The 14,436-nt window shown below is 36.8% G+C and carries 16 protein-coding genes and 1 pseudogene; 15 read left to right on the top strand and 2 right to left on the bottom strand.

The genetic code is table 11. The annotated features are described in order from the left end of the window. Positions 1–23 precede the first annotated feature (23 nt). A pseudogene (locus PLEUR7319_RS43635) lies at positions 24–251 on the top strand (alpha-amylase); the annotation flags it as partial. A 106-nt stretch (positions 252–357) separates the two neighbouring features. On the opposite strand, the gene PLEUR7319_RS41430 reads toward PLEUR7319_RS43635, so the two are convergent. Beyond that, complete coding sequence (locus tag PLEUR7319_RS41430) at positions 358–507, bottom strand: hypothetical protein (protein ID WP_158441873.1); 150 nt, start codon at positions 505–507, stop codon at positions 358–360. A 522-nt stretch (positions 508–1,029) separates the two neighbouring features. Here PLEUR7319_RS41430 and PLEUR7319_RS0123530 point away from each other — a divergent pair. The 6 genes from PLEUR7319_RS0123530 to PLEUR7319_RS0123505 all read left to right on the top strand — a co-directional run bounded on the left by PLEUR7319_RS0123530 (position 1,030) and on the right by PLEUR7319_RS0123505 (position 6,868). Then, positions 1,030–1,317: a hypothetical protein gene (locus PLEUR7319_RS0123530; RefSeq protein ID WP_144054365.1), complete on the top strand. Its 288-nt coding sequence runs from the start codon at positions 1,030–1,032 to the stop codon at positions 1,315–1,317. 601 nt (positions 1,318–1,918) lie between these two features. Next, entirely contained in the window at positions 1,919–2,299 is a 381-nt protein-coding gene (locus tag PLEUR7319_RS0123525; RefSeq protein ID WP_019507684.1) for a peptidase inhibitor family I36 protein, read from the top strand. A 900-nt stretch (positions 2,300–3,199) separates the two neighbouring features. Further along, complete coding sequence (locus tag PLEUR7319_RS0123520; protein WP_019507684.1) at positions 3,200–3,580, top strand: peptidase inhibitor family I36 protein; 381 nt, start codon at positions 3,200–3,202, stop codon at positions 3,578–3,580. Positions 3,581–4,278: 698 nt separating this feature from the next. Continuing rightward, positions 4,279–4,659, top strand: a complete 381-nt coding sequence (locus PLEUR7319_RS0123515; protein WP_019507683.1) for a peptidase inhibitor family I36 protein — start codon at positions 4,279–4,281, stop codon at positions 4,657–4,659. Between the two features lie 392 nt (positions 4,660–5,051). Next, positions 5,052–5,228 carry a LysM domain-containing protein gene (locus tag PLEUR7319_RS39625; protein ID WP_019507682.1) on the top strand — a complete coding sequence of 59 codons (177 nt, stop codon included), beginning with the start codon at positions 5,052–5,054 and terminating at the stop codon, positions 5,226–5,228. Between the two features lie 59 nt (positions 5,229–5,287). Next, complete coding sequence (locus tag PLEUR7319_RS0123505) at positions 5,288–6,868, top strand: acyl--CoA ligase family protein (protein WP_019507681.1); 1,581 nt, start codon at positions 5,288–5,290, stop codon at positions 6,866–6,868. An 11-nt stretch (positions 6,869–6,879) separates the two neighbouring features. Here the strand turns inward: PLEUR7319_RS0123505 and PLEUR7319_RS0123500 are convergent, their stop codons facing one another. Continuing rightward, complete coding sequence (locus tag PLEUR7319_RS0123500) at positions 6,880–7,617, bottom strand: class I SAM-dependent methyltransferase (protein WP_026102733.1); 738 nt, start codon at positions 7,615–7,617, stop codon at positions 6,880–6,882. A gap of 74 nt (positions 7,618–7,691) precedes the next feature. Here PLEUR7319_RS0123500 and PLEUR7319_RS40880 point away from each other — a divergent pair, with 74 nt between their 5' ends. The 8 genes from PLEUR7319_RS40880 to PLEUR7319_RS0123460 all read left to right on the top strand — a co-directional run bounded on the left by PLEUR7319_RS40880 (position 7,692) and on the right by PLEUR7319_RS0123460 (position 14,419). Beyond that, positions 7,692–7,844 (top strand): hypothetical protein, encoded by a 153-nt coding sequence (locus PLEUR7319_RS40880; RefSeq protein WP_019507679.1) that lies wholly within the window; start codon positions 7,692–7,694, stop codon positions 7,842–7,844. A 353-nt stretch (positions 7,845–8,197) separates the two neighbouring features. Further along, complete coding sequence (locus PLEUR7319_RS0123490) at positions 8,198–8,557, top strand: beta/gamma crystallin-related protein (RefSeq protein ID WP_019507676.1); 360 nt, start codon at positions 8,198–8,200, stop codon at positions 8,555–8,557. Between the two features lie 348 nt (positions 8,558–8,905). Next, positions 8,906–9,298 (top strand): beta/gamma crystallin-related protein, encoded by a 393-nt coding sequence (locus PLEUR7319_RS0123485; protein ID WP_019507678.1) that lies wholly within the window; start codon positions 8,906–8,908, stop codon positions 9,296–9,298. Between the two features lie 446 nt (positions 9,299–9,744). Then, positions 9,745–10,134, top strand: coding sequence for a hypothetical protein (locus PLEUR7319_RS0123480; RefSeq protein ID WP_019507677.1), 390 nt, complete (start codon positions 9,745–9,747; stop codon positions 10,132–10,134). A 401-nt stretch (positions 10,135–10,535) separates the two neighbouring features. Next, entirely contained in the window at positions 10,536–10,895 is a 360-nt protein-coding gene (locus PLEUR7319_RS0123475; protein WP_019507676.1) for a beta/gamma crystallin-related protein, read from the top strand. Between the two features lie 352 nt (positions 10,896–11,247). Next, a complete protein-coding gene (locus PLEUR7319_RS0123470; RefSeq protein ID WP_019507675.1) occupies positions 11,248–11,643 on the top strand; it encodes a hypothetical protein in 396 nt (131 codons plus the stop codon). Positions 11,644–11,977: 334 nt separating this feature from the next. Continuing rightward, a complete protein-coding gene (locus PLEUR7319_RS43195; RefSeq protein ID WP_019507674.1) occupies positions 11,978–12,100 on the top strand; it encodes a hypothetical protein in 123 nt (40 codons plus the stop codon). Positions 12,101–12,238: 138 nt separating this feature from the next. After that, positions 12,239–14,419, top strand: a complete 2,181-nt coding sequence (locus tag PLEUR7319_RS0123460) for a peptidase domain-containing ABC transporter (protein WP_019507673.1) — start codon at positions 12,239–12,241, stop codon at positions 14,417–14,419. Positions 14,420–14,436: the final 17 nt, after the last annotated feature.

The raw sequence follows: 14,436 nt of genomic DNA, 5'->3' as shown, positions 1-14,436 counted from the left end.
TTAACCGTGAAATATAATTTATTTCCACTATTGGTTGGACAAGACTGGGTAATGAAGAGCATTCAGGAGGAATGGCAATAGTTTTAAGTAATGGCGGAGATGGAACTAAATAGATGGAAGTAGGTCAACCCAACCAAACTTATATCGATCTAACAGAACATATCACTGAACCAATTACTACTAATGATGAAGGTTGGGCAGATTTTCGTTGTCAAGCAGGTTCAGTTTCTGTCTGGATTCCAAAATCATAGCAATTGGTCGTAAATTCAGGTTTGAACCGATAGTTTTGGCTCTAATTGCTCATTTTTAAAACCAGTTAAAGTTGAGAAAATGGGCAAAACTAACCAGCTAATTTAGTTAAGGCGATCGCTCTTTCCATTCCAACAGCGATCGCCTTTTTGTTTTGCCTTGAAAAGCGATTGGCGTAACATACACCTGAAAAAATACCTTAATTTTTCCCCTGGTGTAGAGAACAAACGAAAGACATAATACTAATATTAAACTCACAACTTTCAGAATAATTATTTTTTAGCGTTCTCTTTTCAGTTTGGATATTGAGGAGTGATATACACACACAATAATTGTGACTCTAACTTTAGTCTTAGGGAAATATCTTCAACTAATAAACGAAAGTTATAAGATTAATATCTATTTAGTTGATGCTAAATACAAGACGTTTTTCAGATGTTTTTCCTTAGTTGAATCTTTAAGATTAACTTAAATGAATTTGATTTAGAAGAAATAAATCAAACTAAGGAATACAAGATAGTGTTGTTGATGGAATCTACCAATAATACTTTGCAACCTAACTCAATAAGTAAATTTAGAAAATTATAAGGAGGAAGAGATTCTAAAGGTGTTGAGGAATGATTAAGATTACAAAATATAAGCGGCATTAAGTTACTCAATTTTGTTTTCTTTTCGGAGGATGTAATTGTGAGGAAAGCTCATGATTTTAAATGTCTAAATCTTCCTTTTCATCAATGAAACGATCTCTAATAATTTCAGATGAAAAAAGTTTTGAAATTGATGCCTGACTACGAATGCTATCCGTTGTGGATAATGGATGAAAAAGGTCTAAAAAATATCGATCCAGACGAGCTTGATATACCTAATGAGTTGAAAATCGCTCTTCATTCATGGTCAGACTCATATAACAATACCCTAAACTTAGAAGATCCAAGTTCTTCTGGGTTTCCAGACCGAGAATTGGAGAAAATTTTTTACATGGAAGGTAGAAGATTATTTATCGAGCTGAAAAAGTATCTGGGAAATAAGTATATCTGCTCTTGTTTCAACGTAAAGGGGCAAAATTAGATAATCTACGTGAGTTCGGAATTCGGAATTCGGAGTTATGTTGTTCTTAACGAAATAATCAGGACTTTAGAGATCTAGAAATTAGAAAGTTGCGAAATATTTAAGCTTTTTCCACTTCGTCGAACTCACGTTAATCTGCAAAATGAATAGTTAATTCTTACAAGGAAAGTGATTTTTAGCATCCTTTCCTTTTAAATTAAGGCGATCGCTCTTGCCATTTCAACAGCGATCGCTTTTTTGTGTTTCATTGAAAAGTGATTGACGTGCTATACACCTGAAAAAATACCTGAAGTTTTCCCCTGGTGCGAAGAACATACGAAAGACATAATACAAATATTCAACTTACAACTTGCTTATATACGAGACTCTAACTTTAGTCTTAGGAAAATATCTCCAATTAATAAGCGAAAGTTAGAGGCTTAATATGCATTTAGTTGAAGGAAGATTCGAGACTTTTTTCAGATGTTTTTCTCCTGGCCGTTTTTTATTATCAAGATAGTTAAAAAACAAAGCAAAATCAATTAGTAAATAAATAGTTATTTCTCTGAATTTTGCCGAGTAAATAACTAGAATCAACTCAAAAATCATTAGGAGTAAAACAATGTCTAAAATTAATAATCAGCCCCAATCTCTTTCCAGTATCGAATTTATTCAAGACATTACCCCAGAAACTGCTGAAACCTATTCTGGTGGTGCTCTTCCTGCTGGAGTATACCTTTTCACTGAACCTAATCTCACTGGGCAAGTAAGAATGGGTGATGGTGTTGCTGATTTAGCGGTCAGCGATCAACAGGAAGGGATGTCAATTGACGATCAGACTTCCGTAATTTATAACGGTACCGAACAACCATGGGCTTTCTATGCAGAGGCTAATTATACTGGTCAGAGTTTGATGGTGCAACCTGGGCAAGCTGTCAATCTTCACGGGACAATCTACGACAATACAATCACATCTTATCGGAGTGAACCGTTAGCTCCCTAACAGCAACTGATGTAACTTTTTCACCTCATTTATCTTATGTTCACGAAGAAGAATGAAGGGAAGCCAGGAGGTAATTTGTGAATTGTCTACAAAATGCCTCTCAGAATTAAAATAAAAGGGCTTCGCCCCAGCTATAAGCTGTAAGCCATAAGCTATAAGCCAATCAGACAAGGTTTTAGACCTCGCCTGATTGTAGACCACCAAACTGCGTTTGGAAGGGGTCTTGAACCCACAAGCTACAAGTTTAAAGTTGCTACGCAGGTAGTCAATTTAAGAGCTTAGAGCCTAAAGCTTAGAGCTTAAAGCTTTTTGATAACTACAAAAAGTGGCCGAATTTCTCCTAAGTATTACGAAAATACTAATATTAAACTCGAATTAAGGCGATCGCTCTTGCCATTTCAACAGCGATCGCTTTTTTGTGTTTCATTGAAAAGCGATTGGCGGGGTGAGCGAAATTTACGGTGGCCAAAATTTTAATTGCCGTTACTCGTTACTTTTTACTCGTTACTTAAAGCGTCTCTATTATTTAACTCCACACCTTTTTTCGTTCACCCTGATTGACGTACCACACACCTGAAAAAATACCTGAAGTTTTCCCCTGGTGCGAAGAACATACGAAAGACATAATACAAATATTCAACTTACAACTTGCTTATATACGAGACTCTAACTTTAGTCTTAGGAAAATATCTCCAATTAATAAGCGAAAGTTAGAGGCTTAATATGCATTTAGTTGAAGGAAGATTCGAGACTTTTTTCAGATGTTTTTCTCCTGGCCATTTTTTATTATCAAGATAGTTAAAAAACAAAGCAAAATCAATTAGTAAATAAATAGTTATTTCTCTGAATTTTGCCGAGTAAATAACTAGAATCAACTCAAAAATCATTAGGAGTAAAACAATGTCTAAAATTAATAATCAGCCCCAATCTCTTTCCAGTATCGAATTTATTCAAGACATTACCCCAGAAACTGCTGAAACCTATTCTGGTGGTGCTCTTCCTGCTGGAGTATACCTTTTCACTGAACCTAATCTCACTGGGCAAGTAAGAATGGGTGATGGTGTTGCTGATTTAGCGGTCAGCGATCAACAGGAAGGGATGTCAATTGACGATCAGACTTCCGTAATTTATAACGGTACCGAACAACCATGGGCTTTCTATGCAGAGGCTAATTATACTGGTCAGAGTTTGATGGTGCAACCTGGGCAAGCTGTCAATCTTCACGGGACAATCTACGACAATACAATCACATCTTATCGGAGTGAACCGTTAGCTCCCTAACAGCAACTGATGTAACTTTTTCACCTCATTTATCTTATGTTCACGAAGAAGAATGAAGGGAAGCCAGGAGGTAATTTGTGAATTGTCTACAAAATGCCTCTCAGAATTAAAATACTACAAAATGTGGCCGAATTTCTCCTAAGTATTACGAAAATACTAATATTAAACTCGAATTAAGGCGATCGCTCTTGCCATTTCAACAGCGATCGCTTTTTTATGTTTCATTGAAAAGTGATTGGCGGGGTGAGCGAAATTTACGGTGGCCAAAATTTTAATTGCCGTTACTCGTTACTTTTTACTCGTTACTTAAAGCGTCTCTATTATTTAACTCCACACCTTTTTTCGTTCACCCTGATTGACGTACCACACACCTGAAAAAATACCTGAAGTTTTCCCCTGGTGCGGAGAACATACGAAAGACATAATACAAATATTCAACTTACAACTTGCTTATATACGAGACTCTAACTTTAGTCTTAGGAAAATATCTCCAATTAATAAGCGAAAGTTAGAGGCTTAATATGCATTTAGTTGAAGGAAGATTCGAGACTTTTTTCAGATGTTTTTCTCCTGGCCATTTTTTATTATCAAGATAGTTAAAAAACAAAGCAAAATCAATTAGTAAATAAATAGTTATTTCTCTGAATTTTGCCGAGTAAATAACTAGAATCAACTCAAAAATCATTAGGAGTAAAACAATGTCTAAAATTAATCATCAGTCTCTTTCTCTTTCCAGTATCGAATTGTTCCAAGATATTACCCCAGAAACTGCTGCCACTATTTCTGGTGGTATTGTTGTTACCACTGGAGCCAATTTCGCTGGACAAGCAAAATTTGATGGTTCTCAAAACCTAAGTGTAAGCGATCAACAGGACGGGGTATTGTTTAACGATCAGATTTCCGCAGTTTATAATGACACTGATGTACGATGGGCTTTCTATACAGGTGCTGATTATACCGGCGAACGTTTCACTTTGGAACCTGGAGAGTTCATTCAAGATCTTCTTCCGACAGGTTTCAACGATGAAATCACATCTTATCGTAGTGAGGCTGACGGTCTCGCACAGCCAATCGTATAGCCTTTCTCACCTCATTCAAGTAAATTTGATTAAGGCGATCGCTTGTGATCTGGTAGAGATCGCCTTTTTGTCTGATATTGAGGAATAATTTCATCACCATACATCGAACCCCAACTTAAGTCTTCAGGAAATATATCTAAACTATCCCTGGTTCTAACGGATTTTGTGGTCTAGCTCAATCGAGTCAGCGATTGCGCGGAGCGCACCAGCGATGGTCGAACATTCGTAGCGACCTCAAATTGAAACATTGTAACTATTTTTCATACGAGGATAGGCTTACGATTAGGTTTTCCTGCTAATTTTCTTGTTTTTTGCCAAGTCAGGTTTTAAAAGCGAGCTCCCATGCACAGAAACTATCAATTTTAATTACGTACCATCAAAGGAGAAAAACAATGTCATCTAATAACGGAAGGTATCATGTTGTTCAACCAGGTGAAACCTTATGGCTCATTGCCCAAAAATATGGGGTGAGTGTAGATCTTTTAGTAGCAGCCAATCCTAGAATTAATCCCCAGCTAATTTTTCCAGGTCAAAGTATTTATATTCCTGGCAGGTTTCCTGGCAGCTAGAAAGCTAGAAATCATCAAAAGGATAAAGAAAAACAGTAGATTAGAAAACAATAAAGCTTATGTCTACAAATCAAATTAATTACAGCCATCTTACTCCTCTAAGTTTTTTAGTCCGAACTGCCCAAGTTTTTCCTGACAAAGATGCTCTAGTTTATCGTCAGCAACGCTGGACTTATGCCCAATTTGCAGCACGGGTTAATCAACTCGCTAGTGCTTTACAAAAATGGGGTTTACAATCAGGCGATCGCGTAGCTTTTTTATGTCCCAACATACCACCGATGGCAGAAGCTCATTTTGGTGTTCCCCTTGCGGGTGGTGTCTTAGTGGCGATTAATATTCGACTATCTGCTCAGGATATTTGTTATATCCTTAATGATGCTGGAGTGCGTATTGTCTTTGTCGATAAGGAATTGACTCATTTAATAACAGAAGTAAAAGAGCAGCTAACAACTGTAGAGGAGATTATTGAGATTGTCGATAGTTCTACAGATAATTCTGAATTATCATCTGGCTATGAAAGTTTCTTAGCTACAGGTACAACTGAAACAGTAGAACTCAAATTAGCAGACGAAAATGAGCTAATTTCTATTAACTACACTAGCGGGACTAGCGGTCAACCCAAAGGAGTGATGTATACTCATCGTGGAGCTTATCTCAATGCTTTGGGTGAAGTATTAACAGTGGGCATGGACAACCGCAGTGTTTATTTATGGACGCTACCCATGTTTCATTGTAATGGATGGTGTTTTACTTGGGCGGTGGTGGCAGCGGGAGGAACTCAGGTTTTGCTCCGCAAGTTTTATCCTAAAACTGTTATTTCTTTATTGATGCAGGAAAAAGTTACTCATTTTTGTGGTTCGCCGACAATTTTGATTATGCTGGTTAACGATCCTGCAATTAAGCAACTAAAACTTACTCAGACTTTGAGAGTCGCCACCGCAGGCGCACCCCCTTCACCCACTATTATTCAAGCCAGCGAAGAATTAGGCGTAGAGATTATCCATGTCTATGGTTTAACCGAAACCTATGGTCCTCATAGCGTCTGTGAGTGGCAACAATCTTGGGATAATCTACCAAGTACAGAAAAGGCTCTACTCAAAGCTAGACAAGGAGTTCCCTATATCCACGCCACCGAAATGCGCGTAGTAGATTCACAGATGCAAGATGTACCTGCCGATAGGGAAACTATGGGAGAAGTAGTAATGCGGGGTAATAACGTCATGAAAGGCTATTTTAATGACCCCGAAGCTACAGAATTTGCTTTTCGTGGTGGTTGGTTTCATAGTGGTGATTTGGCAGTTGTTTATCCTGACGGTTATATTGAATTGCGCGATCGCGCTAAGGATATTATTATTAGTAGTGGGGTTAATATCTCCACTATTGAAATTGAACGAGTAATTTATCAACATTCCGCAGTGCTAGAGGTAGCAGTGATTGCTATTCCTGATGCTATAAGGGGAGAAGTACCTAAAGCTTTTGTTACCCCTAAGCCAGATACCCCAGTTACTGAAGCTGAAATCATCTCTTTTTGCCGTCAAAACTTAGCTCAGTTCAAATGTCCTAAAGCTGTAGAATTTAGAGATTTACCTAAGACGGCTACTGGTAAAGTCCAAAAATATTTACTGAGAGAAAAAGAATAAATTCGAGAATATTATCGATAAAAACATAAACATTGAGTTGTCTCCAACGGATCTTGATAAAGTCGATCGATACGAGCAAAGCCGTATTTTCTAGCGAAAGAGTATAAGGTTTCTTGGGTTTCAGGAAAATCGCTGGATTTTATATGCTTTTCTATTCTCAAAAATTCTTGAGTAGTCAGTAAAGTCCAATCTTGACGGACATTATTTAAATAACGTTTAATATATTCCTCCCTGTTTTCCTCTGGAAGTCTGACTATATCTATCAGCAGAAAAATTCCATCAGTTTTTAAAAGATGAGGAAGCTGAGCGATAAAACGTTCTTTTTGTGAAAGAGTTAGATGATGGAGGGAAAAAGAAGCAAGGATGACATCAAAGCTATTGTCTTGAGATTGCTCTAATTGAAAAATTGATTCAAACAGATTTCCTTGGCTGAAACGTTTTTTACCTGGGAGTTTAGCCATGTTGTCGCGGGCAATTTCCAAAGCAGATTCAGACAAATCTATGCCCAAGTAAAAATTTATGGGAGTATTTAATAAAGCTTTAGCAGCGAAACTAGCATCTCCACAGCCAAGATCGAGCAGATTAAAAGGCTTATTGTAGCGATCGCCTAAAAACTGATGTACAATTCTATAAATTTCTTGATGTCCCATGTAATTATTATCTAGAAGCTTCTGATAAGTTATCCACTGCTCATCGAATAACTTGTTATCAGAGTTGAATGACTTTTGATTGTGAGATAGTTTTGCCACCGTGTTTTTTCTCCCTTAGTTCAATTTAAGACTAGAATATCTATTCTTTTATACTCGCGATCAAATTTGACAACTTGACCCAATCTATTACTATTGAAAATGGTCAGACTTGGAGATTCTACGAAGATCCCGATTTTCAGGGAGACTACATTGAAGTAGGACCATTTACGACTACAAGTGCTGGCGATTTAGCAATGCAAATCTCTTCTTTACAAGCCATAAACTAATTGAACCAAATTTTGAACTAACAAGCTAATTAAATTAAGGCGATCGCTGTTACCAGTACCACAGCGATCGCTTTTTGTTTTGACATTGAGGAGTGATTTACACGCACAATAATTGTGACTCTGACTTTAGTCTTAGGGAAATATTTCCAACTTATAAGCGAAAGTTAGAGGCTTAATATGCATTTAGTTGAGGGGAGATTTGAGACTTTTTTCAGATGTTTTTCTTCTAGCTTTTTTTTATTATCAAGATAGTTAAAAACAAAGCAAAATTTATCAGTAAACAAATAGTTATTTCTCTAAATTTTGCCGAGTTAATAACTAGAATCAACTAAAAAATTATTAGGAGCAAAACAATGCATAAAATCAACAATCAGACCAAATCTCTCCATAACATCGAATTATTTCAAGATATTACTTCTGAAGCTGCTGAAGCCTATTCTGGAGGAAGTACAGTTAATGGTCTTGCCGATGTGACTTTATTTTCTGAACCAGGTCGAGGAGGAGTTAGCCTTAAAACTAATGAAAAAATAGAAGATTTAAGTGATTTCGATTTTGACAACTTGACCCAATCTATTACTGTTGAAAATGGTCAGACTTGGAGATTCTACGAAGATCCCAATTTTGAGGGAGACTACATTGAGGTAGGACCATTTACGACTACAAGTGCTGGCGATTTAGCAATGGAAATCTCTTCTTTACAAGCCATAAGCTAGTTGAACCAAATTTTGAACTAACAAGCTAATTAAATTAAGGCGATCGCTGTTACCAGTACCACAGCGATCGCTTTTTGTTTTGACATTGAGGAATGATTTACACGCACAATAATTGTGACTCTAACTTTAGTCTTGGGAAAATATTCAACTATTAAGCGAAAGTTAGAAGCTGAATATCTATTTCGTTGATACTAAATCCAAGACGTTTTTCAGATGTTTTTATTTTAGCAATTTTTTATTATTAAGACAGTTAAAACCAGAGCAATATTTATCAGTTAATTACTAATTGTCACTATTAATTTTGCCAGGTAAATAACTAGAACTAACTCAAATTATTAGGAGAAAATAATGTCTAAGATTAACAATCAGTCCAATCGACTATATAACATTAACTTCGTGCAAGATATTACACCTGAGACTGCTGCTAATTATAGTGGTGGTGCCAATTTTTCTTTTGACAGTCTTGCTGAAGGAGAAATATTGTTATACAAGGATCCTGACGCAACAGGACAGAGATTGGGTGTAAGTGGTGCGGATATAGGTGAGGTGATTAATATTGGTTTGGATTCCAATGGTAACGAAACTACTTTTAACGATACCGTTTCATCAATCGTAGTTAACGAGGGTACATGGCGGTTCTATACTAATGTCGGAGAGGGTGATACAGGTGTTTTAGCACCAGGAGGCTATAATCTTGGTGCTAATGATGATGCGATTACCTCTATTGAGCGTATAGCTTAATAGAGCAAAAATAAAGGGTTTAGACAGAATAAAATAGCTGTTTCTTGAAGCAAGAAAAGTTAATCATATTTCTTCATACTGTCTTTTAAGGCGATCGCACTAGCGATCACCTCTCTTTTCCAATTCAATTAAGGCGATCGCTGTTACCAGTACCACAGCGATCGCTTTTTGTTTTGACATTGAGGAGTGATTTACACGCACAATAATTGTGACTCTAACTTTAGTCTTGGGAAAATATTCAACTATTAAGCGAAAGTTAGAAGCTAAATATCTATTTCGTTGATACTAAATCCAAGACGTTTTTCAGATGTTTTTATTTTAGCAATTTTTTATTATTAAGACAGTTAAAACCAGAGCAAGACTTATCAGTTAATTACTAATTGTCACTATTAATTTTGTCAGGTAAATAACTAGAACTAACTCAAATTATTAGGAGTAAATGAACAATGACTAAACAAAATCAAGCACTATTTACTAAATTAACTCCAGAACAAGCAGCAGTTATTGAAGGTGGATTACGTGTCAGATTATACTCTTTGGAAGTTATTCAAACAGGAGCAGATACGATTACAGGCGACGATCCTCTAGTTAGAGTCAATGGTAGTACCCTGTTTAGTGAAAAAGACGTAAATGCAAATGACATTTTAGAAATTAATAACTCGATTGATTTAGGTAACGTAGGTACAGTAAGAATCGAGATGAGTGATGATGACGATTTTTTGAATGGGAATGATGACTTGATAGGAATTAATACTTTCACGGGACCTGGGATAATAAATAAACTCTTTCAGAATGATGTTTCTGCCTATATTTTAAAAGGTGAAATTTTGGCATAAAGATTTGGTTATCGGCAAATTTTCGATTTAAAGACTTAAGAAAATTAAGAATCATCAATTTGCTTTAACAAGCTAATTCAATCAAAGCGATCGCTGTTACCAGTACCACAGCGATCGCTTTTTGTTTTGACATTGAGGAGTGATTTACACGCACAATAATTGTGACTCTGACTTTAGTCTTAGGGAAATATTTCCAACTTATAAGCGAAAGTTAGAGGCTTAATATGCATTTAGTTGAGGGGAGATTTGAGACTTTTTTCAGATGTTTTTCTTCTAGCTTTTTTTTATGATCAAGATAGTTAAAAAACAAAGCAAAATTTATCAGTAAACAAATAGTTATTTCTCTAAATTTTGCCGAGTTAATAACTAGAATCAACTACAAAATTATTAGGAGCAAAACAATGCATAAAATCAACAATCAGACCAAATCTCTCCATAACATCGAATTATTTCAAGATATTACTTCTGAAGCTGCTGAAGCCTATTCTGGAGGAAGTACAGTTAATGGTCTTGCCGATGTGACTTTATTTTCTGAACCAGGTCGAGGAGGAGTTAGCCTTAAAACTAATGAAAAAATAGAAGATTTAAGTGATTTCGATTTTGACAACTTGACCCAATCTATTACTGTTGAAAATGGTCAGACTTGGAGATTCTACGAAGATCCCAATTTTGAGGGAGACTACATTGAAGTAGGACCATTTACGACTACAAGTGCTGGCGATTTAGCAATGGAAATCTCTTCTTTACAAGCCATAAGCTAGTTGAACCAAATTTTGAACTAACAAGCTAATTAAATTAAGGCGATCGCTGTTACCAGTACCACAGCGATCGCTTTTTGTTTTGACATTGAGGAGTGATTTACACGCACAATAATTGTGACTCTAACTTTAGTCTTGGGAAAATATTCAACTATTAAGCGAAAGTTAGAAGCTAAATATCTATTTCGTTGATACTAAATCCAAGACGTTTTTCAGATGTTTTTATTTTAGCAATTTTTTATTATTAAGACAGTTAAAACCAGAGCAAGATTTATCAATTAATTACTAATATTCACTATTAATGTTGCCAGGTAAATAACTATAACTAACTCAAATTATTAGGAAAAAATGAACAATGACTAAACAAAATCAAGCACTATTTACTAAATTAACTCCAGAACAAGCAGCAGCTATTGAAGGTGGAGCAACGTTGAGATTAGACACTCTGCGACTTAACCGAGCAGGATCGGACGATATCGGTGGTGACGATCCTATTATTCGTCTAAATGGCAACACGGTGGCTTCTTTTAGGGATATAATTATATCTAACAATCCAGCAGATAACATTTTTTCAATTGATCAATCGTTTGCAGTCGGTGACACATTCGACATTCAGATTTTAGATGATGACGATGGTTTTAGCGCTCCTGATCCTATCGAAACAAGAACTTACTCAGGAACTGGAACCTTTAGCTCGATTTTTAGCAATGAGTTTTCTTCTTATACTTTGAGCGGTGAGATCCTACCATAGAGGTATATTTCTCGACAAAAATTCGAATTTTTGAAGTTTACACATGCTAAAAATCAAAAATTTGCATTAATAAGCAAATTTAATCAAAGCGATCGCTGTGGTACTGGTAACAGCGATCGCTTTTTGTTTTGACATTGAGGAATGATCTTAATTTTGAGTGGCAATTTATAACACCAATTACCTGAAAAAACACCTGAATTTTTCCCCTAGTACTGAGAAAAAACAAAGGACATAATACTAACATTCAATTCCAATGATTAAGCAGATAACCAACAATGACTAAACAAAACCAACCACTATTTACTAAAAATTCAGAATTGGCATTGACAAGTTAATGAATTTAATTCAGGCGATCGCTATCTGGCTTGGAGCAGATCGCCTGATTATTGAATACTTGCAGATCATTGGCACGAACCCAGAACGGACTACGACTTTAGTTATAGAGAAATTTACTTAGTTAGTCGACTAAAGTCAGAACAGAATATATCCATTAAGTATAGGTGCAACTAAAGACGTTTTTCAGACGATTTTTTTGAAGACGATCTCTACGATACAAATAGCTCAAAAACACTAGTTCATAAATTTTTTACTGAAAATGAAACACCCAATTGTATTACAACATAGTGAGGAAGACTGCGGGGCTGCATGCCTTGCGACCGTGGCTAAATATTATGGACGTACCTTTGCTATCAGTCGAATCAGAGAAGCAGTTGGCACGGGTGCTAGAGGCACTACCCTATTGGGTTTGAGTCGAGGTGCAGAAGCTTTTGGTTTTAATGCTCGTCAAGTTAAAGCCACCTCCGAGATTATGGATCGCTTATCTGAAGTTCCTTTACCAGCGGTAATTCATTGGAAAGGCTATCATTGGGTGGTTTTATACGGTAAGAAAGGGAAAAAATACCTTGTTGCTGACCCTGGCGTTGGTATTCGCCATCTAACCCGACGAGAATTAACTGTTGGTTGGGGTAATGGAGTCATGTTGTTATTGACTCCCGATGATAGTCGCTTTTATGAACAGGAAGATGACAAGATAGGAGGTTTTGGACGTTATCTCAAACGAGTATTACCCTATCGCGGGATTTTAGCCCAGGCGATCGCGATTAATTTTGCTGTCGGCTTGCTTTCTTTAGCATCGCCAATCATGATGCAATTGCTGACAGATGATGTTTTGGTTAGAGGAGATACTCAACTTCTAGCGACAGTGGCGATCGCTGTTATCCTGATGAACGTCTTTAGAAGTGTGGTGAGTTTAGTTCAATCTCATCTTATTGGTCACTTTGGGCAAAAATTGCAATTAGGATTAATTTTAGAATATGGACGAAAACTGCTCCATTTACCTCTATCTTATTTTGAAGGTCGACGCAGTGGGGAAGTAGTCAGTCGAATCGCTGATGTCGGTGCAATTAATCGATTAGTATCCCAAATTGTTTTGGGTTTACCTAGTCAATTTTTTATCGCCGTGGTGTCCTTGGCAGTGATGTTGTCTTATAGTTGGCAGCTTAGTTTAGGTTCCATTGCCGCTTTTATTATAGTTACTCTGGTTAATTTATTATTTTTACCTGCCTTACGACAAAAAACTCGTAATCAAATTGTTTTAGGCACGGAAAACCAGGGCTTTCTGGTGGAAACCTTTCGTGGGGTACAGATTCTCAAAACTACTCAAGCTACACCCCAAGCTTGGCAAGAGTACCAAGGTAATTATGGTCGCTTAGCTAATCTGGGTTGGAGTACTATGAAACTCGGTCTTTACAGTGGCACAATTACCAAGCTGTTATCTACTTTCACTTCCATTGGTTTACTCTGGTTAGGTAGTTATCTGGTTATTCAGGGCGAGCTTAGTATTGGTCAATTGCTCGCCTATAACGGCATGAGTGGTAATTTTCTGGGATTTTTAGGTAGTGCCATTGGATTAGTGGATGAATTTATTACCGCACAAGTAGTTATTCAACGCTTAACCGAAGTAATTGATGCTACCCCCGAAGATGAAAATGACTTTAAAAAACCTTGGGCAGAACTCCCTTCAGATACTGATATTATCTGCGATCGTTTGAACTTTCATCATGCAGGAAGAGTAGATTTACTCGACGACTTTTCCTTAACTATTCCTGGTGGTCAAAGTGTAGCTTTAATCGGTCAATCTGGTTGTGGAAAAAGCACTCTTGCCAAGTTAATTGCTGGTTTGTATTCAGTTCAATCAGGCAATATTCGTTACGGTATTTATAATCAACAAGACCTTTCTTTGGAATGTTTGCGTCAACAAGTTGTACTTGTACCTCAAGAACCCCACTTTTGGAGTCGCTCCATTGTTGATAACTTCCGCTTCAGTTATCCTCACGTCACTTTTGAGCAAATTGTTAAAGCCTGTCAAATCGCTGGTGCGGACGAATTTATCAGTGAATTACCCGATAAATATCAAACCGTGTTAGGAGAATTCGGAGCCAATCTCTCTGGTGGTCAAAAACAACGACTGGCGATCGCTAGAGCTATTGTCACCGATCCACCGATCCTAATTTTAGATGAATCTACTGGCGCACTCGATCCAGTTAGTGAAGCCAAAGTTTTAGAACAATTATTATCCTTTCGTCAGGGCAATACTACTATTCTGATTAGTCATCGCCCTCGTGTAATTGCCCGTGCTGATTGGATTGTCATGCTAGAGAAAGGAAAGTTAAAAGTTCAAGGTACTCCCGAAGAATTACACTCTTTAGCTGGCGATCATTTAGATTTTCTCGACGGCTTTATTCCTTCTCAGAGAAGCTTACGCGTGATCAAATAAATCCTTACCCCTAAATT

This window comes from Pleurocapsa sp. PCC 7319 (assembly GCF_000332195.1).
In the GTDB taxonomy this organism is placed as follows: Bacteria; Cyanobacteriota; Cyanobacteriia; order Cyanobacteriales; family Xenococcaceae; genus Waterburya.
Note: the sequence above shows the minus strand (reverse complement) of the source record. Positions and strands in the feature narration are given on the sequence as shown.

Bases quoted from the DNA above. Each gene is read 5' to 3' on its own strand.
- PLEUR7319_RS0123490 (WP_019507676.1), top strand. From the start codon at position 8,198: ATGCATAAAATCAACAATCAGACCAAATCTCTCCATAACATCGAATTA.
- PLEUR7319_RS0123525 (WP_019507684.1), top strand. From the start codon at position 1,919: ATGTCTAAAATTAATAATCAGCCCCAATCTCTTTCCAGTATCGAATTT.
- PLEUR7319_RS0123530 (WP_144054365.1), top strand. From the start codon at position 1,030: ATGCCTGACTACGAATGCTATCCGTTGTGGATAATGGATGAAAAAGGT.
- PLEUR7319_RS0123475 (WP_019507676.1), top strand. From the start codon at position 10,536: ATGCATAAAATCAACAATCAGACCAAATCTCTCCATAACATCGAATTA.
- PLEUR7319_RS0123470 (WP_019507675.1), top strand. From the start codon at position 11,248: ATGACTAAACAAAATCAAGCACTATTTACTAAATTAACTCCAGAACAA.
- PLEUR7319_RS0123515 (WP_019507683.1), top strand. From the start codon at position 4,279: ATGTCTAAAATTAATCATCAGTCTCTTTCTCTTTCCAGTATCGAATTG.
- PLEUR7319_RS0123485 (WP_019507678.1), top strand. From the start codon at position 8,906: ATGTCTAAGATTAACAATCAGTCCAATCGACTATATAACATTAACTTC.
- PLEUR7319_RS0123505 (WP_019507681.1), top strand. From the start codon at position 5,288: ATGTCTACAAATCAAATTAATTACAGCCATCTTACTCCTCTAAGTTTT.
- PLEUR7319_RS43195 (WP_019507674.1), top strand. From the start codon at position 11,978: ATGAATTTAATTCAGGCGATCGCTATCTGGCTTGGAGCAGATCGCCTG.
- PLEUR7319_RS0123480 (WP_019507677.1), top strand. From the start codon at position 9,745: ATGACTAAACAAAATCAAGCACTATTTACTAAATTAACTCCAGAACAA.
- PLEUR7319_RS0123460 (WP_019507673.1), top strand. From the start codon at position 12,239: ATGAAACACCCAATTGTATTACAACATAGTGAGGAAGACTGCGGGGCT.
- PLEUR7319_RS0123520 (WP_019507684.1), top strand. From the start codon at position 3,200: ATGTCTAAAATTAATAATCAGCCCCAATCTCTTTCCAGTATCGAATTT.
- PLEUR7319_RS39625 (WP_019507682.1), top strand. From the start codon at position 5,052: ATGTCATCTAATAACGGAAGGTATCATGTTGTTCAACCAGGTGAAACC.